Source organism: Acinetobacter sp. C32I (assembly GCF_023702715.1).
Classification (GTDB): domain Bacteria; phylum Pseudomonadota; class Gammaproteobacteria; order Pseudomonadales; family Moraxellaceae; genus Acinetobacter.
Window position 1 is genome coordinate 3,869,636 of sequence record NZ_CP098480.1, and the last position, 23,186, is coordinate 3,892,821.

The following is a 23,186-nucleotide window of genomic DNA, read 5'->3' on the forward strand; positions in this document are numbered from 1 at the left end:
TTAAGCTTTGGCTTCAATCAACAGCTCAACACCTGTAGCAGCTTGAATTTGTTGTTCAGTCACATCAGGTGCCAGTTCAACCAGCTTGATGCCTTCAGCAACAACATCCAAAACACCTAGGTCGGTAATGATACGATGCACCACTTTTTGACCTGTGAGCGGTAAGCTGCACTGTTTGACGATTTTAGCGGTACCATCTTTGGCATTGTGTTCCATCAACACCACCACGCGTTGTACGCCTGCAACCAAGTCCATCGCGCCGCCCATGCCTTTGACTTTTTTACCCGGAATCATCCAGTTGGCGAGGTCACCCTGTTCGGAGACTTCCATAGCACCCAGAATGGCGATATTGACGTGGCCACCACGAATCATGGCAAAGGATTCGCTGCTTGAGAAAAATGCCGCACCTGCACGAGCGGTGACAGTTTGTTTGCCTGCATTGATTAAATCAGGGTCGAGTTGCTGTTCAGTCGGAAATTCGCCAATGCCGAGCAGACCATTTTCCGATTGCAACCACACATCCATATCCTCAGGGATGTAGTTGGCAACCAGTGTTGGAAGACCAATACCGAGATTGACGTAGAAACCATCTTGTAATTCTTTTGCGGCACGTTGTGCCATTTGTTCACGTGTCCATGCCATGATTATGCGTCCTGTGCTTTTAGGGTTTTTTGTTCGATCCGTTTTTCTGGCGTGGCATTCAGCACCACACGATTGACGTAAATGCCCGCTAAATGGATTTCATCCGGATCCAATTCGCCAATTTCAACGATCTGTTCGACTTCTGCAATGGTGATTTTTCCAGCCATGGCACATTCAGGGTTAAAGTTTTGCGCGGTTTTACGGAATACCAGATTGCCAGCTTTATCTGCTTTATAGGCTTTAACCAGTGCCACATCTGCGGTCAGTGATGGTTCAAGGATATAGGTGCGACCATTAAATTCACGTTGTTCCTTACCTTCAGCTACCAAGGTGCCTGCACCTGTTGCGGTATAAAAGGCAGGAATACCTGCACCGCCAGCGCGTAATTTTTCGGCGAGTGTGCCTTGAGGTGTGAGTTCAACTTCCAGCTCGCCATTCAAATACTGACGTTCAAATTCTTTATTTTCGCCCACATAAGACGAGATCATTTTTTTAATTTGTCGGGTTTTGAGCAACACACCCAAGCCAAAATCATCAATGCCTGCATTATTGGAAATACAGGTTAGGCCGGTTACACCTGTTTCTTTCAGCGCCTGAATTAAGGCTTCAGGAATACCACATAGGCCAAAACCACCAACCGCAAATGTTTGTTGATCTTGCACCACATCTTGTAGTGCCAGTGCTGCGGTTGAATAGACTTTATTCATTTTTTTCACCTGTAAATTCCTTGGTTTCTATTAGTTTTAGCACTCAGGGATTATTTACAGAAGTTTAAATTTCTAAAGGATTAATGAGGGAAACTCATTAATACAATAAATTTCATCTATTTCACCCAAAAGGTTAGGATGACGGGGCGAATCTATTTTGGTGTAGCGGCCGAAATGGATTAGCCAAAATCATGTTGTAGTAAGATCTCGATAAACTCGGCTGAAATATTGGAAAGCTCAAAATCTTTTTTATAGACAATGCCAATCGCTTGCGGCAGTTTACCGTCTTCAATCTCAATCAGAACGTTATGTTCCTTGTCGATAAAATTCTGAAAATGACGGGGGATGGCACTAACGCCCATATCCAATGCCACAAAACTTGAAAGGGAACTGATCTGATGACATTCGACTTTTAAATCTAAAGTCAGATGGTTTTTAAGACAGTTTTCTTCAATCAGGTGCCGAACAATCGAGGGATGTTGCAAGGTCACAAAGGGATTGGCACACAGTTGTTTCCAACTGATTGAATCTGCGCTTGCCAGTGGATGAGTCTTGGGCAACAGCGCCAGAAAATCTTCCTCAAATAAGGGCTTAAATTCCAGTTGATCATTGCGTGGTGGTTCAAAGCAAATGCCAATTTCAAAAATGCCATCCTGCACATTCTCCAATACTTTTTCATTGGGAATGTCATGAATAGAAAAACTAATATTGGGATGCTTGGCTAAGAAGCTATGAATGACTTGCGGCAAAATTGCATGGGTGACAAAGGGCATCGAGGCAATGTTCAGGGTGCCGCGATTGAGTTTAAATCGTTGCTTGACGTCTTTTTCCATATCTTCCCAATTGGCCAGTAATTTCTTGGCATAGGGGATCAATGATTTTCCTTCCTGTGTTAGTTCAACCCGACGGGTATTGCGTTTAAATAGCTTGCCGCCCAGTTCTTCTTCCAGTGATTTGATACTGAGACTTAAAGCAGATTGACTGAGATGCAATTCAGCAGAGGCATTTGCATAATTCAGGGTACGAGTCAAAGCCAGAAATGCTTTGAGTTGCTTTAAAGTCATGGTGGACGACCTGTGCGGAAAGTTTTTGATTTATATGCTGTAATTTATAAAAAAAACAGCACATTGTGACTGGCATTTTTGTTAATTCGGTAGCGAGAGGCAAGCTGTTTATTTTTAAAAAATTGACATGCGATTATTGATTTATTTTATCTAAATATCGAAAAATGGATTTTAAAAAGAATAAGCTAAATATAATTTGATGAGATTAATGAGTATTTTTGAATAGTTAATTTGTTTTATTAATCAATTAAATTTTTTAATCTTAATTTATTTAATATTTTGATTTTTAACAATAATTTAAATTATGTATTTTGTTTTAATGATCTTGTTTTTTGTGATTTTAATGCTATTTTAAAATACGTTTTAACATGCGTCATTGTTTTAGATTCTGTACTGTAATTAGCAGTATTTTGATTTTATTTATGGTTAGGATAACCACCACACAGTATAAAAAAAATAATTTGGTTGACCCTGACATATATTCTTTGGAATGGAGTAAAAGAATATGTGGGACTTATTTGTCATTCTGCTGTCTTTAGGCTTGCTGATGTACACCGCCTATCGCGGTTTTTCTGTGATTCTCATGGCGCCGTTATGTGCATTGCTGGCGGTTTTTCTGATTAACCCCGCCAACGTGCTGCCGTTTTATTCGGGTGTTTTCATGCCGAAAATGGTCAATTTCATTAAAGACTATTTCTTGGTGTTCTTGCTGGGCGCGATTTTTGGCAAAGTGGTCGAAATGTCCGGTATTGCCGAGTCGATTGCCCGTACCATTGTCAATTTAATTGGCGCAAAGAAAGCCATTTTAACCGTGGTTTTGCTCGGTGCTATTCTGACTTATAGCGGTGTCAGTCTGTTTGTGGCGGTGTTTGCGATTTATCCATTTGCCAATCAGTTGTTCCAACAAGCCAATATTCCAAAACGTTTGATTCCCGGCACTATTGCTTTAGGCGCATTTACATTCACCATGGATGCTTTGCCAGGGACACCACAAATTCAGAACGTGATTCCGACCACCTTCTTCGGCACTAATATTTATGCAGCGCCGTTTTTGGGTGTCATTGGGGCGATCTTTGTCTTGAGCATGGGCTTACTGTATTTGGAATCACGTCGTAAAGCTGCGGCTCGTGCTGGTGAAGGCTATGCAGGTTTTGCTGCTGAAGATGCAGTCATGCAAACGGCTGCCGATATTGAGTCATCAACCCAAAACAATGGTTCAGTACTACGTCAATGCATGGCTTTTGTTCCGTTGATTCTAGTTGCGGTGATGAATCGTTATCTATCCACAGCCATCAAAGAATGGTATCCAAATGGCTTTGATTTTAATGCGATTGGTCTAGCCAACTACACCGTTGATGTGGCAAAAACAGGCGCAATCTGGGCAGTCGGCTTGGCCTTGATTGTCGGGATTATTGCTGCGATTTTATTTGATTATCAGCGCGTGGTGACCAACTTTAAAGAAGGTGTTAATGCAAGTATCAGTGGTTCATTATTGGCGGTGATGAATACTGCTTCTGAATATGGTTTCGGTGCAATTATTGCGGCATTGCCGGGCTTTGCTTTGATTAGCCATGCACTCGGTACCACCTTTACCAATCCTTTGGTCAATGGTGCGGTGACCACGACCGTATTGGCAGGGATTACCGGTTCAGCTTCGGGTGGGATGAGTATTGCCTTGAGTGCGATGGCAGAAACCTATAATGCGGCTATTGTCGCGGCAGGTATTCCACCAGAAGTGATGCATCGTGTAGTGGCGATGGCATCGGGCGGTATGGACACACTTCCACATAATGGCGCGGTGATTACCTTGCTTGCGGTCACAGGCTTAACCCATAAGCAATCCTATAAAGATATTTTTGCAGTCACCATTATTAAAACCTTGGCGGTATTTGTGGTGATTGCTGCATTTACATGGTTCGGTATTGTCTAAGTCGAATTTTAATTTGAGCTTGCCTATATTTATAGGTGAGTGATTCAGATCATCAAGAACAGGAGTAGTACAATGACTCAACAACTCGAAGCCAAAGTAGCCTTTATTACCGGTTCGGCTAGCGGTATTGGTTTAGAAATTGCGAAAAAATTTGCTCAGGAAGGCGCGAAAGTAGTGATTTCTGATGTCAATGCCGAGAAATGTCAGCAAGCAGTGGAGCAGTTAAAACAGCAAGGTTTTGACGCTTTGTCTGCACCTTGTGATGTAACAGATGAACAGGCTTATAAAGCGGCAATTGATTTGACCACGCAAACTTTTGGGCGTTTGGATATCCTGATCAATAATGCAGGTTTTCAGCATGTTGCAGCAATTGAAGACTTCTCCACTGATATTTATCAGAAACTGGTACAGGTGATGCTGACAGGTTCATTTATCGGAATCAAACATGCATTTCCAATTATGAAAGCGCAGCAATATGGCCGTATTATCAATATGTCTTCGATCAATGGTTTGATTGGCTTTGCAGGGAAGGCGGGATATAACAGTGCCAAGCATGGGGTGATTGGCTTGACCAAAGTGGCGGCTCTGGAATGTGCGCGTGACGGGATTACTGTGAATGCTTTATGTCCGGGCTATGTCGATACGCCATTGGTGCGTGGGCAAATTGCTGACTTAGCCAAAACCCGTAATGTGAGTCTGGAAAGTGCTTTGGAAGATGTTATTTTAGCCATGGTGCCGCAGAAGCGATTGCTTAGTGTTGAAGAAATTGCCGATTATGCGATTTTCTTAGCCAGTAGCAAAGGTGCAGGGATTACAGGACAAGCGGTGGTGATGGATGGTGGTTATACCGCACAGTAATCCGTTTACGTGATTGAAAAAGCCGCTCAATTGGGCGGCTTTTGTTATGAAATGGAAATTAGGATTTAGCACAGCGCAATTCGTTTAATTTTTTCATCTGTTAAGAAAAATACAGATGTGGCACAGGTTTCTTCTAAAACATTGACAGAAATACCATCACCCTTGAACTTTAGATAATGTTTTGGGTCAATTTGCTCATCAGCTAAGATATTTCCATCTTCATCAAAGCGATAATCTTCATCCACGTAAATATCTGTTTTAGGTGCAACTTCAAAAGTTCCGAAAATATCGAGGTCATAATCTTTATCTGTATTTTCGTAATAATAAACTTTGTCGCTATTTGAGATACGGAATTCAAAAAGATATTTCATTCCCTTTTTATTTGGATTTTTCAGCACCCGAAAAGTATCCAGATCTCCATCACCATCAAAATCAATAAATAAAGGCTTTTTGAGATGGGTTGTATCGACTGAATAGCCTTTTGGTAGTGGAGTTGAATTATTGGCGAGATAATCGGATTCGGGTGTAGCAGCAATAAGCACAGGTTCTGACACGGCTTGAGTCTGTTGAGCTGCCTTTTGAATGGGTTGATCGCTTTCTGCTGATGTTTTTGGTTTTTCATTACATCCAGCGAGCAAAATAAATGAGGTGAGTAATAGGACTTTATTCTTCATACAATTTGAGTATTTAAATGATGATGTATATAACCGATTTTAGCTTAAAAATTGGGTCTGTCATTTTTAATGTTTAATTCAAAATGAGGAGTATGCGAACTTTCTTTATTCGCTATTTTTTGAGTTAGAATGAATCAGCCTTTAATTCTAATATGACTTCATATGAACAATAAATTTATCAGTTTTTGTCTTTTATCAGTCTGTTTAACTCAGTTAAGCCACGCTCAAGCAACGCCATTTAAGACCTATCAATCCGAGCCGTTGCATTGTGGTGAAGCGGTTTTTCAAGTGATTTCATCCTGTTTTGATCCCGATGAAGGCGCATTGAGAGGAAGTGGAGGTGTCATGCGTGAATCTTGTCAATCGAGTCATTTGCTGGTGAATTGGAAAGGACAGCAAAAGCGGATTGATTTTCCAATTGCAACCGCAGCACAAATGCAGCAATTAAAAAGCAAAGGCTATACGTTGCAAAAAGTGATTCGCCAAGGGGATTGGTCTCCGCAAAGTTTGGCCTGTGGTCAGGTCAAAGGCATTTCGGGATATTTTGTTGTGGTGAATCAAGCAACCACCAATGATTTGAATCAAGAGTACTTGGGCAAAGGCTCACTGAGTGAAGAACCTGTATTACTGAATTTAAATGGCAGCATGACCAGTGATGCACTTAGACAAAAAATTTATCCTTTGCTGAAACAAGATAAAGTTAAAATCACCAAAGTCGTTTCAGCCAATGCCTTATTTGGTGATGAGTAAAGCTTAGTTCGGCGATTTGTTTGTCCAAACACGATATTGAAAGCGTTTGCTGACTTCGTTAGCTGATTATTGCTACACTTTTTTATTTTTAGGCAGATGCGTGATGTCTTTTGATCTTAAAGTCAGTTTAAAGCAAAGGGCTGAACCTTCTGCACAGCAAAAAAAGCTAAATCGCCTGATTGATCAAATAGAGCAGCAAAAAATCAGCCTTGCCACATGGCAAAATGCCCAAGCCGAGATTCAGCAACATACACGGCAAAAACTTATGCCTGTATATAGCGAATTGCATGAAATCCTGTTTCAGCAGTTAGATCAGCTTTGGACGTTATTACAACAGCATGAGTTTTCCAAAGCGGATATGCAGCAACTGGATGAAAAAATTGCCCAGCTTGCACAGATGCTAAAGCGTTCCAAGATGTTGAAGGATGAACAGTTAAAGCTGGTCAAGCAGATCGATACCTTTTATCAGCAACATCTACAACAACCAGCTAAAAAGAATAAAAAAGTACAGTCAGCAAAGTTTGAGCATGAAGAAAGTCCTGAGCAAAGTGCAGAATCAGAACAAGATGATTTTGAGCAGTATGCGGCCGAGCAGCAACAGGCACGGGAACAGGCCAAGCAACTTCGACAACAGCAGAAACGTGAACAAGCTGAGCAGATGGCAGCGCAGTCGTTGAAAACCGTATATTTAAAAATTGCTGCCATGATTCACCCCGACCGTGAGCAAGACGAGAGCAAGAAAGAAGAAAAAACTGAGTTATTCCAGCAGGCAAGTCAGGCTTATGAACAGCAGGATTTGTTTTATTTACTGAAACTTCAATTACAGCTTGAACAGAATAAGGGTGTTGGAGCTAAAGAGTTATCAGCGGAGCAAGTGAAGTTTTATAAACTCGCTTTGGATGCTCAGAGTCAGCAGCTTGAAAGTCAAATTGAAGCGATTTTGGATTCTTTTCAGTTGGCGAAGAAAGTCAAAGCTGAGCTTGTGCATATTGGTGATGTGTATAAAGCCATAGATGCGGATTGTGCTGAGTTAAAGCAGCAGTTGAAGTGGGAAAAAGAGCGTTTAAAGCATATGAAGAAGGTGAGTGGGGTAGAGATGTTGTTGGAGCATGGGGTGCTTTGATTTTCCCTCACCCCAACCCTCTCCCTGAGGGAGAGGGAGTAGCAATGGATTTTATAGTGGTATGTAATTAGATGATATTCCCTCTCCTTTTAGGAGAGGGCTAGGGAGAGGTGCTAACATAAAATGAAACTAGACCCACAGTTATTAGAATTCGCCAAAACTATGCGAAGTAATGCAACTGAGGCAGAACACCTGATGTGGCAACTACTTCGTGCTAAACGATTTATGAATCTTAAATTTCGCAGACAGCATGTGATTGCCCCCTATATTGTCGATTTTTACTGTCATGAATTGGGTTTGGTGATTGAACTAGATGGCAGCCAGCACGGAGCTGAAGATGCGATTGAATATGATGCTGAACGAACCAAGTTTTTAGAGGCTTTGGATTTAAAAGTAGTACGGTATTGGAATCATGAAATTTTAAAAAATACTGAGAGAGTTTTGGATGATTTATGGAATAAATGTTGGTCGCTTTCTAATAAGACCTCTCCCCTTGCGCAGCAGTGCTGCTCATCTCCTAAAAGGAGAGGGAATATCGATATATCGGATCTGTGTTAGAAAATCTGCTACTTTTAGCGTGAATAGAATCCAGCAACATAGTAGTATTAGAATTATTTGGATTTTAAAGAATGGACAATAATCCAGTAATTTTTTTAAATATTAATAACGAAGAAAAACTTTATTCTTTTAATTTTGAAAATAAAGAATTAGACCAATCAAATATATCTATAACAAATCGTGCAGCGAATGGATATGGTTTTTTTATTGATGTAGATAAACATAAAAAATTAGTAGCAATTTTGGGTTGCGAAGAGTTTATTTTTTTTCTATTCGATAGAAAATTGTATCGTTTAGATGATGAGCACTTAACAGTAATTCAAAAAGATGGTTTTCTAAAAAATACTTTTCAACTGTTTATTGGTGGGAAAAAAGAAATTGATATCCGCTATAAGCAAATATGGGATATTGAGAATGATATCTTCTTGGATGTGAAATATTGGTTGGACATAAAACCTAGAGAGAAGAGGCTCTCTAAGTTGAGTGAATATGCATGTTTTCTTAAAGAAACAGATATACAAAAAAGAACTGAGATGAAAGAGTATTAGGACTTCTATATTTAGCTTTTTATAGAACAGTCTTTGTCATCTGTATGAATAGGCCTTGGACATTTTTTAGCTCTCTTGGAACTTATTTATTAATTTCATATATGTAAAAAATCCCCTCGAATTCGAGGGGATTTTATCTTAATTTTTAATCATTTAGCAATTATTTAAAGCGCAGCAATCTGCTCCATACTTTGCTTAATTTTCACTAACTGATCAGCAAACTCAGCCAATTTTACTTTTTCACCTTCAACAACCGCTGCAGGTGCTTTAGCAACAAAACCTTCATTCGAAAGTTTATTGGCAATTTGATCATGTTGCTTTTGAACTTTATCCAAGTCCTTCTGCAAACGGCCTAATTCAGCTTTAGGATCAATCAAGCCCTTCATTGGTACAAATACCGATGCATGGCTAACAACGCTAGAGCATGACAACGGTGGTTCTTGCTCATTGCTTAAGAACTCAATGCTTTCAACTTTAGCCAATGCTTTGAATAAAGCTTCAATACGAATGATTTGCTCACGCTCAGCATCAGAAATGTTCTTAAGTAATACAGGCAATAAACGCGCATTACCTAAGCCCATTTCACCACGAATATTACGTACCGCACCAATCAAACCTTGTAACCACTGCATGTCTGCTTCAGCTTGATCATTTACCTTGGCTTGATCAGGAACAGGGTATTGTGCAGTCATAATCGTTGCACCGCCTTTGCCTAACATCGGCGCAAGGGTTTGCCAGATTTCTTCAGTCAAATACGGCATCAAAGGATGAGCCAAACGTAAAGACGCTTCCATCACCGCAAGTAATACACGGCGAACTTCAGCTTTACGCTCTTCAGAGACATTGGCATCGTTCAGAACTGGCTTGGTTAACTCAACATACCAGTCACAGTATTCATTCCAAATAAAGTCATAGATCGCTTGCGCAGCAAGGTCTAAACGATAGGTAGCGAATGCTTGATGTACCGCAGCCTCTGCTTTTTGCAGACGGCTCATGATCCATTTTTCTGGAAGTTCCCAAAGCTCAGGACGAGCTTCTTGAGCAACCGTTTGACCTTCAACATTCATCAATACGAAACGAGTTGCGTTCCAGATCTTGTTGGCAAAGTTACGGTAGCCTTCAACACGTTTCATATCGAACTTAATGTCACGACCTGTATTGGCAAGCGCACAGAACGTGAAACGAACCGCGTCAGTACCATAAGCTTGAATGCCTTCTGGGAATTCTTTACGGGTTGATTTCTCAATCTTCGCCGCTTGTTTCGGGTTCATTAGACCCGTAGTACGTTTTTGTACTAAAGTCTCAAGGTCAACACCATCAATCAAGTCCAGTGGGTCAAGTACGTTACCCTTAGACTTCGACATTTTTTGACCTTCGCCATCACGAACCAGACCGTGAACATAGACCGTTTTAAACGGTACTTGTGGCGTACCATCTTCATTCTTCATGAAGTGCATCGTAAACATGATCATACGCGCAACCCAGAAGAAGATGATGTCAAAACCAGTCACCAATACATCAGTTGGGTGGAAGGTATTGAGGAAATAGTTTTCCGCATCTTTCTTGGCATCGCCCGTCCAACCTAAGGTTGAGAAGGTCCACAGCGCAGAAGAGAACCATGTATCCAGTACGTCTTCATCTTGGTTTAGCACAACATCGGCAGGGATGTTATTTTTGGCACGTACTTCAGCTTCGTCACGACCCACATAGATGTTGCCTTCAGCGTCGTACCAAGCTGGGATACGGTGACCCCACCAAAGCTGACGAGAGATACACCAGTCTTGGATGTTGTTCATCCACGCCATGTACATGTTGCTGTACTGTTCAGGAACAAATTTGATACGACCGTCTTGAACCGCTTCAATTGCAGGTTGCGCCAATGGTGCAATTTTTACATACCATTGATCTGTCAATAATGGTTCAACGATCACGCCTGAACGGTCACCGCGAGGTGGTTTAAGCGTATAAGGTTGAATTTGATCTAACCAGCCTTCAGCTTCTGCTTGTTCAACCAGTTTTTTACGCGCTGCAAAACGCTCTAAACCGATATAGTCCGCAGGGGCAGGGATGGTTTTAGAAATTTGCTCGCCTGCTTTGGCGATGTATTCAAATTCAGCCAATACTTCTGCATTTTTATTGAAGATATTGATGATTGGCAATTCACAACGCTTACCGACTTCATAGTCGTTAAAGTCATGTGCAGGGGTGATTTTTACACAGCCTGTACCGAATTCTTTATCTACATATTCATCTTTAACGATTGGAACAGCACGACCTGTAATTGGCAGGATAATGTTCTGACCCACAAGGTGCGTATAGCGTTCATCATCCAGTGCCACAGCAACAGCGGTATCACCTAACAAGGTTTCAGGACGAGTGGTCGCGACAACGATATGGTCTTTACCATCATGGGTACGGAGGTTTTTATCTTCAAAGAAATATTTGAAGTGCCACAATGAACCTGCTTCTTCTTTATCCGATTCAACTTCTAAGTCTGATAGCGCTGTTTGTAGTTTCGGGTCCCAGTTGACTAGGCGTTTACCACGGTAGATCAAGCCATCTTCATGCAGTTTTACGAAAACTTCTTTTACTGCATTGGATAAACCTTCATCCATAGTGAAGCGTTCGCGCGACCAGTCGACTGACGAACCTAAACGACGAATCTGACGGGTGATGGTGTCGCCTGATTGCTCTTTCCATTCCCAAATTTTTTCGATGAACTTTTCACGACCTAAGTCATGACGGCTGACGCCTTGCGCACCTAGTTGACGCTCGACCACCATCTGCGTTGCAATCCCCGCATGGTCAGTTCCTGGTTGCCATAAGGTATTTTTACCCATCATACGGTTGTAACGGGTCAGTGCATCCATGATGGCATTGTTAAAGCCATGTCCCATGTGCAAGCTACCCGTGACGTTCGGTGGTGGAATCATGATACAGAATGATTCACCTTGACCTGATGGTTTGAAATAACCTTGTTGTTCCCAGATTTGATACCATTTCTTTTCGATCTCGGTTGGATCGTAAGTGGTTGCAATATTTTGAGCAGATTGAGCGTCAGTCATAGTACAGAAGATTAAAATTGAATAAAAAATTAGATCTATTGTAGCAAAAAATCCTCGCTTCTGTAGGCATTTCAGCCATGCCAAGTGTTAATGCGAAAAGCTGCTTAAATAATGTCTGAATTGCAGTTTTTTGAGCTTTTATAGAGGAGAGGTTTAATACAGCTTCATCATGTGGCTTTTATGCCTGATGATCGACTGCTCAATCAAGATAAAGTCTTTATAGGGTTCAAATTTTTCTAAAAAAGCCGATGAAAGGCGTTGGATTTTTATACAAATAGGATTAGATTTGTGTAATGCATCACATAACTTAAAAATATTGATGCTTAAAACAACAATATAAGAATGCGAAAAACTAAAAAAGGGATGCTTCTCATGAGTTATTCAATCCTGTTGAAAATTAATGACGTCACACATGGACAATTTGAAACCATCCGCCAACAGCTCAATGCTGGTACGCATGAGAGCCAATCCCGTATCTTGGGTGAGGTGTTATCCGAAATTGCCTGTGAGATTGTCGAGCAAGTGTTTTCAGTACTCTTGATTCAAAATCGTCAGCCGACGCAGCTCACCCAGAAAAATACTGCTGAATCTAAAAGGGTGATTCAACAGATCATTGCTGCGGTACGTAAATATATGCCGTGGTCGATTGCTTTATTTGGGAATGAACGTCTGTGTCCCTTTGCCAATTATTTTTCCAATATGATCAAGTATCACGATGAGCAGGTTTATGTGTCTTATCCGATTGATCGACAATTGGTACAGCAGGCACATACATTGGTCACCCAACTCAAGAATAATGAAATCAGTGATATGGTCGATGTGTTCCAAACCTTGATTCAAATCGTGGATTTGGGGGTGACCAGTTTGATTCGTGAACCGAAAAAATGTCTCAACTTTAATACCGTGGTCGATAAAACCTTAAATGGGGTGATCAATATGACTGCACATTTAAGTTATAAGCGTTTAGAGAAAATGGGTAATCAAGTGGATAGCAATGCAGCAACGGATTGTGTCAATCATTTTTTAGCATTTATGCATGTCGATACAGAATAGAGTGTGCTAAATTCGGCGTGTACAACGCCAAAAATGATAGAAAAATTGATCTGATAAAAGGGCTTGTTGAACAAGCTCTTTTTTATGCGATCCAAAAACTAGGGTTATTAGAATGAACACCGCCGTTTTTTTAAATATTCATGCGGATACTTATGCACGTTTTGCACATATTCGGACGCAATTATTGCAAGGAAGTAAAGAAAGTCAGGCCAATGCTTTAGGCAGTGTATTGTCGGAAATGGCATGTGAAGTAATTGAACAAGTGTTTATGGTACTGCTACAAGAGAATCAGCAGTATTCACAAACCGGTGAATCTGAAAAAGTCATTCAGCAAATCTTAGATGCGATTCGCAAATATATGCCGTGGTCGATCTCATTTTTTGGCAATGACCGTTTAATTCCTTTGGTTGAATATCTTTCGAAGACGCTACAAATTGAAGATGAAACCATCTATATGACCTATCCAGTCGCGCCGCATTTGGCACAGCAAGTCAGAAACTCAAGCCAAAAATTGGCAGGTGGTGATCATGCTGAAGTTTCCAATGCACTCAAATTGCTTACAGAAGTCATTGATGTAGGCGTTAATCACTTAATCCGTGAACCGAAAAAATGTCTTAAATTCAATTTTGTGGTGGATAAAACCCTGAATGGGGTGATTAATATGACCACACATTTGGGTTATAAGCGTTTGGAAAAACTCGGTGCGCAAATTGATCAGCAAGTCGCGGCAACATATGTAGATTATTTTCTGAAATTTATGCGTCAGCAAGCATAGGTAGAGTATAAAAATGGCAAAACTCAAAACACTTGAAAATAAAGTGGTCTGGATTACAGGTGCTTCGTCTGGCTTAGGTAAAGCCTTGGCGCGGGAATGTGCATTGCAAGGCGCACAAGTGGTACTGACCTCCCGCCGCTATGATGAATTGGAAGCGGTACGCGTTGGATTACTCAAGCCCGAACAGCATCTTTCGATTGCCGCAGATATTACCGATGAAGCTCAAGTCCGCCATGCGCATGAACAGGTCTTGGCCTGTAAAGGACGTATTGACTGGCTGATCAATAATGCGGGTTTAAGCCAGCGGGCTCTGATTCAAGACACCACCATGCATACTGAACGTGCCATCATGGAAGTTGACTACTTTTCACAGGTATTCTTTACCAAAACAGTACTGCCAACCCTGTTAATACAAAAAACAGGGCGAGTAGTGTTCGTTTCCAGTGTCGCGGGCTTATTAGGCACCCAATATCGCGCGACCTATTCAGCAGCCAAAGCAGCCATTCACATGTGGGCCAACAGTTTACGTGCTGAAGTTGCACCAGAAGGTGTAGAAGTTTCGGTGGTCTTCCCTGGGTTTGTTAAAACCAATGTGTCATTCAATGCCTTAAATGGTGAAGGCAAGCCTCAAGGTCATCAGGATGAAGCTATTGAAAATGGTTTAGATGCTGATGTATTTGCGGAGCGTGTAGTTGAATCCTTGATGGCAGGGGAGCAATATATTGTGGTCGGTGGGAAAAAAGAACAATTCGGTGTGTTGGTTTCTCGATTGTCACCAAACTTGTTGTATAAGATGATTCGCAAAATGAAAGTGAAGTAAAGGTGGAAGATAGTCCAAATTTATCTCAGCCATCTTCAAGCCATCGAGTATCAATTACATTGATTGTAAGTTATTTGTTGCTTAGTTTACCTGCTAGTTTTTTGATGGGTGGGCTAGTAAGTCAGTTATTTACAATCATGGCTCCTCTTTTCGGAAATACAAAGAGTGATGCTTGGATTGGCGTATTTATACTGTCTGTCCCATCAATCTTGTTGGCTTGCCTCATTGCATTGCCGATTATAATCAAAAAAGCATGTCACATTTTATCGACTGTTGTTTGGGTATTGGGTTGCTTAACTTTATTTTTGGTTTTATATCTCACAAGCGTTTTTCACTAGACTGAAATAATTGAAAATAGAGTAGAGTTTAGATGCTCTATTGAATGGTATGGTCAAATGACAATCAATAATCGTAAGAAAGCCGTTTTTAATTGGAGCGGTGGTAAAGACTCTTCATTGGCACTGTATAAAGTCTTACAGCAAAATGAATTTGAGGTGGTTGCTTTATTAACCACGGTCAATGAAGAAACAGCGTTGTCATCCATGCACGCCATTCCGCATGCATTGCTTGAAAAGCAGGCTGAAAGTATTGGTATTCCACTCTATCCTGTATTCCTGCCGAAAAATCTACCTGTCTATGAGCAACGTATGCTCGATGCAGCCAATCATTTTAAGGCACAGGGCGTTGAGCACTTTATCTTTGGTGATATTTACCTCAGCGATGTACGCAAATATCGTGAAGACCGTTTACATCCTTTAGGCATTGAAGTGGTTGAGCCGATATGGAACCTAAACTCGCTTGAAGTGATGCAGGACTTTTTGGATTCAGGCATTAAAACCAAGATCATCGTGACCGATGCCAGTAAATTGGATGAGTCGTTTATTGGACAGGATATCGATACGGCTTTGATTAAGCGGATGCCAAGCGATGTTGATGTTTGTGGTGAAAATGGCGAATACCATACCTTTGCTTATGCAGGCGGTTTATTCAAACATGCTGTTGAATTTGAGATTGCTGAAACTCGTCAGATGTCATACGAGTTTAAGTTAGAAGATGGGGAAGAGAAAACCTATCATTATTGGCAAGCGATCTTTGCCGAATCCTAAGCAAAAACCCTGTGCATGGCACAGGATTTTTTTAAAAATCATTAAATCTGTTATGTACTATTTATTAAAAAAAGCTACTTGATAAGAACAAGATATTTTTTGCACAATCATTTGATTGGTATTCACTGAAAAATAAGCATAATACTAAGCTCTGGCATCAGCGCGAATCGCTGCCTAGATCCAAATGAATAATACTAACCTCTCTTTAGCAGTGAAGGCATGGAGATTGTACATGGAAAGACGACTTTCACTTCTGGCCAAGGAACGCACGATTGCCCATTCTGGTTATAACCGTTGGCTATTGCCTCCTGCTGCGTTAGCGATTCATCTCAGTATTGGTATGGCATATGGCTTTTCCGTGTTCTGGTTGCCATTATCCAAAGCATTGGGAATTGATGCCCCAATCGAATGTAAAAATATAGGTCTGCTTGAGCAGTTGTTCACGACAACCTGCGACTGGAGTGTGTCTACATTAAGCATTATGTACACGCTATTTTTTGTCTTTTTGGGTTCATCCGCATTTTTGTTTGGTGGCTGGCTTGAACATGCAGGACCGCGAAAGGCAGGCGTGGTTGCTGCATTTTGCTGGGCAAGTGGTTTGATCTTATCTGCGCTGGGTGTTTATACACATCAGTTGTGGTTATTGTGGTTGGGAGGTGGAATAGGGGGCATCGGGCTTGGGCTTGGCTATATTTCACCTGTATCTACCCTGATTAAATGGTTTCCAGACCGTCGTGGTTTAGCAACAGGTCTTGCCATTATGGGCTTTGGTGGAGGCGCCATGATTGGTGCACCATTGGCAGATAAGCTAATGAAGTTCTTTGCAACGGATACCTCTGTGGGTGTCTGGCAAACGTTTTTGGTACTGGCTGCCGTTTATTTTATTTTTATGATTGGCGGTGCCTTCGGTTATCGCATTCCGCCTTCAAATTGGAAGCCGAGTGGCTGGCAACCGACAGTAACGCAGGCGACGGGCCTTGTGACCAATCGTCATGTGCATTTAAATAAGGCATGGAAAACCAAGCAGTTCTGGTTGATTTGGGGTGTACTCTGTTTAAACGTTTCTGCTGGTATTGGCATTTTAGCAATGGCTTCGCCGTTGTTACAGGAGGTATTTGGCGGACGCCTCATCGGCTTAGATGTGGGAATTAATGAATTAAACGCGGACCAAAAAATGCAGATTGCAACCTTTGCAGCGGGTTTCACGGGTTTACTGTCCTTATTTAATATTGCTGGGCGCTTCTTCTGGGCATCGACATCGGACTTTATTGGTCGTAAAAACACATATTTCATTTTTCTCGCATTGGGTTTCTTGTTATATGTCTCGATTCCACATTTGGCACATGCCGAAAATTTGCCATTATTCGTTTTAGCCTTCTGTGTCATCCTGTCGATGTATGGTGGTGGTTTTGCCACTGTACCTGCTTATTTGGCTGATATTTTCGGTACCCAGATGGTTGGGGCCATTCATGGGCGTTTGCTTACCGCATGGTCTGTGGCAGGCGTATTTGGAACCTTACTGATTACCAATATTCGAGATTATCAACTGGCACATGGCGTAGCTCAAGCGCAATCTTATGACACGACGATGTATATTTTGGCAGCTATGTTAGCGATTGGATTTGTACTCAATTTAATGGTCAAACCAGTTGATGAAGATAAATACATGACAGAGGCTGAATTGGCTGCTGAAAAGGCTTTGGCACATGAGAAATTACCGCAAGATTTAAGCCTGAATCATGATGTAGCACATGCGCCATCCAAAACAATTACTGTGGTACTTGCTTGGTTGGTAGTGGGTCTTCCTTTATTGGCAGGGATTTGGTTTACCTTACAAAAGGCGATCGTTTTATTTCATTAACTTTAAAATCTAAACGATAAAAATGCCTCATGATTTGAGGCATTTTTATTTTATGGGTACGACAGTAATTCCCCAATGGGCGACTGTCATCAATGAGGAGCGTTTACAATGGCTGTTCCATAAGCAAACACTTCAACCATTCCACCTTGCATACCCAATTCAGTGGTACTGAGTCGAACCCCCATAATATGGTTCGCACCCATGGCATGCGCTTCTTGCTTAAGGCGAATCACAGCTTCACGACGCGCACGTTCCACCACACTTTCATAGCTGACTAGACGTCCACCAAAGAAGTTTCGAATGGTTGCCAGTACATATTTAAAATAATCGTGGGAGATCACCACATTACTACTGACCATTTGCCCATAGGCTGAGGTTTCGACAAAGCGATTGGTGTCAATACGGATATGGGAAAATTGCTTTTCTTTTTGATCCAGCTCGCGCAAATGTTTTTGCTCGATATGACGACCAAAACCCCAACCGACTGAAAATAGGATCAGAAACAGGACAATCTGAAAAATGAATCCATCCATGGTTTAACCTATGCGCCGAATGGATCAGGAAGTTTAGGCGCAACAGGCTGTACCACCACTGCTGTGCCGTAAACAAATAGCTCTGATGCACCTTGGGCAATATTCGAGGTTGAGAAACGAATACCGACAATCGCATTGGCACCTAACGCTTTGGCCTTATCAATCATACGTTGTGTGGCTTCCTGACGTGATTCTTCCAACAATTCGGTATAACCCGTCAACTCACCACCCACAATATTCTTTAAACCTGCCATCAAATCACGGCCCACATGTTTACTGCGAACGGTACTGCCATACACCACATCTAGCTGGCGTAAGATTTCATGACCTGGTACAGACTCTAAACTGCTTAGTAACATCGTATTTTCTAAATCATCAATATATTCAGTTTGAAGATAAGAAATATTGACAATGGTTGCAATAAAAAAGCTCACCGAAGTGAGCTTTTTTATGCGCAAAAGATGAAATTATTTTTTTGCGTAATGTTGTTCAGAGCTAGATGGCTGATGCGTTACCGTTTCACTACTAGACGCTTTGAGGCCACCGCCTAAAGTTTTGTATAGTTCAACTTGGTTGTTGAGGTTGGCTTGTTGTAATAACAGTAAACCTTGTTCAGCTGAATAAGCAGAACGTTGTGCATCCAATACGGTTAAATAGCTGTCAATACCAGCCCGGAAGCGGGCATTTGAAAGCTTGTATGTTGTATTGGTTGCATCAACCAAACGGCGTTGAGCGGTTAAACGGTCGCCAATGTTGGCACGCGTCGCCAAAGCATCATTCACTTCACGGAAAGCTGACTGAACTGATTTTTCATAGTTAGCCAGTGCAATTTTCTGATCGGTTTCAGAGATTTTGATATTAGCTTTACGTGTACCCCAGTCAAAAATTGGGATATTCAGGCTTGGACCAATAGACCAGACACCATTGCCCGCTTTAAACAGATCGCTCAAGTCGGTTGAGGCATAACCCGCAGAACCTGTCAGGCTGATGGTTGGGAACAGTTGCGCTTTAGCAGCCCCAATATTCGCACCCGCAGCACTTAACTGGTATTCAGATGCTTTTACATCTGGACGGTTGTTAAGCAAGTCACTTGGTAGACCCGCACTGAACACACTTTGTTGTGTAATACGCGCCACTTGTTGTTGAGGGAGCAAGTTCTGAGGAACGGGCTGACCAACAAGCAAGTTCAACAAGTTTTGTGCTTGAGCAACTTGAGTCTTGTAGTTCGCAACATCATTACGAGCCGTTTCAACTGAAATCTGAGCCTGACGCACAGGGATTTCGCTATCAATACCCACATCAAAACGTTTCTTGTTCAAGTTAAACGAGTCTTGTTGAGCTTTTAGCGTTTGATCCGCCAATTTCAATTGCGCGTTCGCGTATGAGTAGTTTAACCATGCTTGAGTGACTTGGCTGATTAAACTGATCTGCGTTGCATCGCGTGAGCTTTGCGTTGCAAGATAGCTATCTAAAGCCGCATCTTTCAAGCTACGTACACGACCCCAGAAATCCAATTCATACGACGTTAAGCCTAAGCCAACTTGATAGGTTGAATATGGGTTGTTTGGGTTAACGTTTGGAGAAACTTGGCGAACCGCACTACCACTTGCGCCAATCGTTGGTAATTGGTTGTTTTCCGAGATTTGATATTGCTGTTGCGCTTTTTGAATATTCAACGTCGCAGTACGTAAATCACGGTTATTGGCAAGCGCCAGATCAATCACTTGCAGTAAACGTTGGTCAGCAAAGAAATCTTTGTAACCTTGTTCCGCAATTGATTTTCCAGAAGCATTGCCATAAGACGCGAAGCTTTCAGGAACATCTGAACTCACAACAGGCTCTGGCCCGCGCATGCTTTGGCAGGCAGCCAAAGACAGCGCGAGTGCAGAGATTGCAATGCCACGACTGGAAATAGACCATACAGTTTGCATCACGATCAATGCTCCTGAGTATTTAAAGTTTTAGGTTTGTACTTAAAGATACTACGAATCCACACGAAGAATACAGGGATGAAGAAAATACCTAAAAGTGTTGAAGAAATTACACCACCAAGTACACCATAACCTACTGAGTGTTGGCTACCTGCGCCAGCACCGCTTGCAAGGGCAAGTGGTAAAACACCGAAACCAAATGCAAGTGTGGTCATGATAATTGGACGTAAACGCATTTTTGCAGCATGTAATGTTGCTTCAAAGAGCTCTTCGCCTTGTTCCTGTAATTCTTTCGCAAATTCGACGATCAAGATCGCATTCTTCGCTGAAAGACCAATTACGGCAACAATCGCAACCTGGAAGTAAATGTTAAAGGATAAGTTTGGATCACCTTTAATCAGCATACCTAACCATGTCAAGGTAAATGCACCTACGATACCTAAAGGTACAACCAGCAATACCGAAACAGGTACTGACCAGCTTTCATAGAGAGCAGCAAGACATAGGAATACGATTAATAATGAAAGAACCAACAGAGGAGCCGTTTGGCTACCAGAATCACGTTCTTCTAAAGATAAACCTGTCCATTCATAGTCGAAACCGGTTAAGCCCATAGAGGGTAACTTACCAATGATTTCTTCCATTGCCAACATTGCATCACCAGAGCTGACACCCGGTGCAGGCGTACCTTGAATGTTAACAGATGATACGCCGTTATAACGCTCTAGACGTGGTGAACCATAAGTCCATTCACCTTTGGCAAAGCCAGAGAAAGGAACCATTTCGCCTTTGTTATTACGCACATACCACTTGTTCAAGTCTTCAGGCATCATGCGGGTATCCGCTTCACCTTGGACATAAACTTTCTTCACACGACCACGGTCAACGAAGTCATTGATATATGAACCACCCCAAGCCATGCTCATGGTGCTGTTAATATCAGCGATACTGACGCCCATTGCACCTGCTTGTGCTTGATCAATGGTGATCTGGTACTGCGGTGTATCTTCTTGACCATTTGGACGTACACCCGCAAGACGTTTGTCCTGAGAGGCCATACCTAAAATTGCATTACGTGCAGCAATCAGTTTTTCATGTCCTTGACCGCTTGCATCTTTCAACTGGATATCGAAACCAGAAGCGACACCTAATTCAGGCATTGCTGGTAATTGCAATGGCATGATGTAAGACGCATCTTTCACAATCATGTTCAATGCCATACCACGTTGAATGATGGCACCAATCTGTGATTCTGGTGTGGTACGTTCACTCCAGTCTTTTAATTTAATAAAGGCAAGACCCGCGTTTTGACCCACCCCTGTGAATGAGAAACCAGCAACTGTAAAGATCGACTCTACATTTTCTTTTTCCTTATTCAAGAAGTAGCCCGTCATGGTATCAATGACTTTATCAGTACGCTCCAAGCTCGCGCTCGGTGGTAGCTGAACTAAGGTCATGACCACACCTTGGTCTTCTTCTGGTAGGAAAGAAGATGGCAAAACTTTATAGATACCAACCAAAGCAGCGATGACAGCAATATAAAGCACACCAGAGAATAACTTGTGGTGGGTCATACGATTGACACCGCCTTGGTATTTCTCTGAAAGTTTTTCAAAGCTGCGGTTAAACCAACGGAAGAAACGCGCAAAAATGTTGTTGCTTTCCTGCTTGTTTGGATCATGTTGTTTTAACAAGGTCGCACACAGGGCAGGGGTAAAGGTCAATGCTACAACTAAAGACAGGATCATCGCGGTAACCAGCGTGATCGAGAATTGACGATAAATTACCCCAGTGGTTCCGCTAAAGAACGCCATTGGGACGAATACCGCTGTTAATACACTGGTAATACCGACCAAGGCACCTGAAATCTGGCTCATCGACTTTTCAGTCGCAGGAACAGGTTCCAGATGTTCTTCCTGCATCACCCGTTCAACGTTTTCCACCACAACGATGGCGTCATCCACCAACAGACCGATGGCCAGTACCATTGCGAACATGGTTAAGGTGTTGATCGAGAATCCAAAGATATTAATCACGGCAAAGGTACCCAATACCACCACAGGTACAGCCAATGTCGGAATAATCGTTGCACGCCAGTTCTGTAAGAACAAGAACATCACGATGAATACCAAGACAACGGCTTCGATTAGCGTGTGTACAACACTTTCAATCGAGAGACGAATAAATGGCGTGGTGTCATACGCAAGCTTGTCTTTTAAACCACTTGGATAGTTATGACGCAACTCAGATAAACGTTTCTCAACTGCAGCCGCAGTATCCAAGGCATTGGCACCTGTTGCCAATTTGATTGCAACACCGCCGGCAGGGTTGCCATTAAACTTCGAGTCAAATTGATAGTTATCTGAACCGAGTTCAACACGTGCAACATCACCTAAACGAACTTGAGCACCACCTGAAGTATTTTTCAGGAAGATGTTTTTAAACTGTTCAGGAGTTTGCAACATGGTTTGTGCATTCACCGTTGCGTTGAGTACTTGACCTGCTGTTGATGGCGCACCACCGAGCTGACCAACTGCAACTTGAGAGTTTTGTGCACGAATGGCTGTTGCAACATCATTTGGCGTCAAGTTAAAGCTCGTCAGCTTTGCAGGATCTAACCAGATACGCATTGCATATGAACCACCAAACACTTGGAGTTCACCTACACCCGCCACACGACTGAGTGGCTCAGAAATATTTGAGTTCACATAGTCTTTAATGTCAGATGCAGAAAGGCTGTTATCTGGTGAGTAAAAAGCAATCACTTGCAAGAAGCTTGCGCCAGACTTGGTTACCTTTACACCTTGACGTTGTACGTCAGCAGGTAAAAGTGCTGTAGCTGATTGCAGCTTGTTTTGAACTTGAACTTGCGCGATATCTGGATCAACACCTTGTGCGAAGTTCAAATTAATCGATGCTTGACCATTACCCGCACTGTTCGATGAAATGTAACGTAAACCATCCAAACCATTCATTTGTTGCTCAATGATTTGGGTGACCGTATTTTCAACAGTTTGAGCAGAAGCCCCAGGATAAGTTGCAGAAATCGTTACTGTGGGGGGGGCAATTGTCGGATATTGTGCAACTGGCATTTTTGTCAGCGTGATAATACCCGCCAACATTATGACCAGTGCGATCACCCAAGCGAAAATTGGGCGATGGATAAAAAATTGAGCCATGCAATCTAC

At 42.0% G+C, this 23,186-nt stretch carries 20 protein-coding genes; 11 read left to right on the forward strand and 9 right to left on the reverse strand.

What is annotated here, in order from left to right:
• The 3 genes from NDN13_RS18480 to NDN13_RS18490 all read right to left on the reverse strand — a co-directional run bounded on the left by NDN13_RS18480 (nt 1) and on the right by NDN13_RS18490 (nt 2,413).
• Nucleotides 1-642, reverse strand: coding sequence for a CoA transferase subunit B (locus NDN13_RS18480; protein WP_070075689.1), 642 nt, complete (start codon nt 640-642; stop codon nt 1-3).
• A gap of 2 nt (nt 643-644) precedes the next feature.
• Nucleotides 645-1,349, reverse strand: coding sequence for a CoA transferase subunit A (locus tag NDN13_RS18485; RefSeq protein ID WP_004652254.1), 705 nt, complete (start codon nt 1,347-1,349; stop codon nt 645-647).
• A 179-nt stretch (nt 1,350-1,528) separates the two neighbouring features.
• Complete coding sequence (locus NDN13_RS18490; RefSeq protein WP_004803082.1) at nt 1,529-2,413, reverse strand: LysR family transcriptional regulator; 885 nt, start codon at nt 2,411-2,413, stop codon at nt 1,529-1,531.
• Between the two features lie 505 nt (nt 2,414-2,918).
• Here NDN13_RS18490 and NDN13_RS18495 point away from each other — a divergent pair.
• The gene (locus NDN13_RS18495; protein WP_251116497.1) at nt 2,919-4,343 is read left to right on the forward strand and encodes a GntP family permease; all 1,425 of its coding nucleotides are present in this window, start codon (nt 2,919-2,921) and stop codon (nt 4,341-4,343) included.
• Between the two features lie 72 nt (nt 4,344-4,415).
• A complete protein-coding gene (locus NDN13_RS18500; RefSeq protein ID WP_251116498.1) occupies nt 4,416-5,201 on the forward strand; it encodes a 3-hydroxybutyrate dehydrogenase in 786 nt (261 codons plus the stop codon).
• Nucleotides 5,202-5,266: 65 nt separating this feature from the next.
• On the opposite strand, the gene NDN13_RS18505 is transcribed toward NDN13_RS18500, so the two are convergent.
• Nucleotides 5,267-5,875: a hypothetical protein gene (locus tag NDN13_RS18505; RefSeq protein WP_070075687.1), complete on the reverse strand. Its 609-nt coding sequence runs from the start codon at nt 5,873-5,875 to the stop codon at nt 5,267-5,269.
• Nucleotides 5,876-6,037: 162 nt separating this feature from the next.
• Between NDN13_RS18505 and NDN13_RS18510 the strand changes: the two genes are divergently transcribed.
• From NDN13_RS18510 to NDN13_RS18525, 4 genes are all read left to right on the forward strand, one after another.
• Entirely contained in the window at nt 6,038-6,625 is a 588-nt protein-coding gene (locus tag NDN13_RS18510) for a hypothetical protein (RefSeq protein ID WP_251116499.1), read from the forward strand.
• Nucleotides 6,626-6,728: 103 nt separating this feature from the next.
• Nucleotides 6,729-7,748 carry a molecular chaperone DnaJ gene (locus NDN13_RS18515; RefSeq protein ID WP_251116500.1) on the forward strand — a complete coding sequence of 340 codons (1,020 nt, stop codon included), beginning with the start codon at nt 6,729-6,731 and terminating at the stop codon, nt 7,746-7,748.
• 123 nt (nt 7,749-7,871) lie between these two features.
• Nucleotides 7,872-8,306 carry an endonuclease domain-containing protein gene (locus tag NDN13_RS18520; RefSeq protein WP_251116501.1) on the forward strand — a complete coding sequence of 145 codons (435 nt, stop codon included), beginning with the start codon at nt 7,872-7,874 and terminating at the stop codon, nt 8,304-8,306.
• A gap of 71 nt (nt 8,307-8,377) precedes the next feature.
• The gene (locus tag NDN13_RS18525; RefSeq protein WP_251116502.1) at nt 8,378-8,854 is read left to right on the forward strand and encodes a hypothetical protein; all 477 of its coding nucleotides are present in this window, start codon (nt 8,378-8,380) and stop codon (nt 8,852-8,854) included.
• A gap of 164 nt (nt 8,855-9,018) precedes the next feature.
• Here the strand turns inward: NDN13_RS18525 and NDN13_RS18530 are convergent, their stop codons facing one another.
• Nucleotides 9,019-11,919 (reverse strand): valine--tRNA ligase, encoded by a 2,901-nt coding sequence (locus NDN13_RS18530; RefSeq protein ID WP_251116503.1) that lies wholly within the window; start codon nt 11,917-11,919, stop codon nt 9,019-9,021.
• A gap of 372 nt (nt 11,920-12,291) precedes the next feature.
• Between NDN13_RS18530 and NDN13_RS18535 the strand changes: the two genes are divergently transcribed.
• The 5 genes from NDN13_RS18535 to NDN13_RS18555 all read left to right on the forward strand — a co-directional run bounded on the left by NDN13_RS18535 (nt 12,292) and on the right by NDN13_RS18555 (nt 17,534).
• The gene (locus NDN13_RS18535; RefSeq protein WP_251116504.1) at nt 12,292-12,972 is read left to right on the forward strand and encodes a hypothetical protein; all 681 of its coding nucleotides are present in this window, start codon (nt 12,292-12,294) and stop codon (nt 12,970-12,972) included.
• A gap of 112 nt (nt 12,973-13,084) precedes the next feature.
• Complete coding sequence (locus NDN13_RS18540; RefSeq protein ID WP_251116505.1) at nt 13,085-13,747, forward strand: hypothetical protein; 663 nt, start codon at nt 13,085-13,087, stop codon at nt 13,745-13,747.
• A 13-nt stretch (nt 13,748-13,760) separates the two neighbouring features.
• Nucleotides 13,761-14,567, forward strand: coding sequence for an SDR family NAD(P)-dependent oxidoreductase (locus NDN13_RS18545; protein WP_251116506.1), 807 nt, complete (start codon nt 13,761-13,763; stop codon nt 14,565-14,567).
• A gap of 395 nt (nt 14,568-14,962) precedes the next feature.
• Nucleotides 14,963-15,673, forward strand: coding sequence for a Dph6-related ATP pyrophosphatase (locus tag NDN13_RS18550; protein WP_251116507.1), 711 nt, complete (start codon nt 14,963-14,965; stop codon nt 15,671-15,673).
• Nucleotides 15,674-15,905: 232 nt separating this feature from the next.
• Complete coding sequence (locus NDN13_RS18555; protein WP_251116508.1) at nt 15,906-17,534, forward strand: OFA family MFS transporter; 1,629 nt, start codon at nt 15,906-15,908, stop codon at nt 17,532-17,534.
• 89 nt (nt 17,535-17,623) lie between these two features.
• Here NDN13_RS18555 and NDN13_RS18560 read toward each other — a convergent pair whose 3' ends face one another.
• The 4 genes from NDN13_RS18560 to adeJ form a co-directional block, all read right to left on the reverse strand.
• Nucleotides 17,624-18,067, reverse strand: coding sequence for a YbjQ family protein (locus tag NDN13_RS18560; protein ID WP_171550109.1), 444 nt, complete (start codon nt 18,065-18,067; stop codon nt 17,624-17,626).
• An 8-nt stretch (nt 18,068-18,075) separates the two neighbouring features.
• Complete coding sequence (locus NDN13_RS18565; protein ID WP_005227055.1) at nt 18,076-18,426, reverse strand: YbjQ family protein; 351 nt, start codon at nt 18,424-18,426, stop codon at nt 18,076-18,078.
• Nucleotides 18,427-18,534: 108 nt separating this feature from the next.
• Nucleotides 18,535-19,998: a multidrug efflux RND transporter AdeIJK outer membrane channel subunit AdeK gene (gene adeK, locus NDN13_RS18570; protein WP_251118269.1), complete on the reverse strand. Its 1,464-nt coding sequence runs from the start codon at nt 19,996-19,998 to the stop codon at nt 18,535-18,537.
• Between the two features lie 5 nt (nt 19,999-20,003).
• A complete protein-coding gene (gene adeJ / locus NDN13_RS18575) occupies nt 20,004-23,177 on the reverse strand; it encodes a multidrug efflux RND transporter permease subunit AdeJ (protein WP_251116509.1) in 3,174 nt (1,057 codons plus the stop codon).
• Between the last annotated feature and the right edge of the window lie 9 nt (nt 23,178-23,186).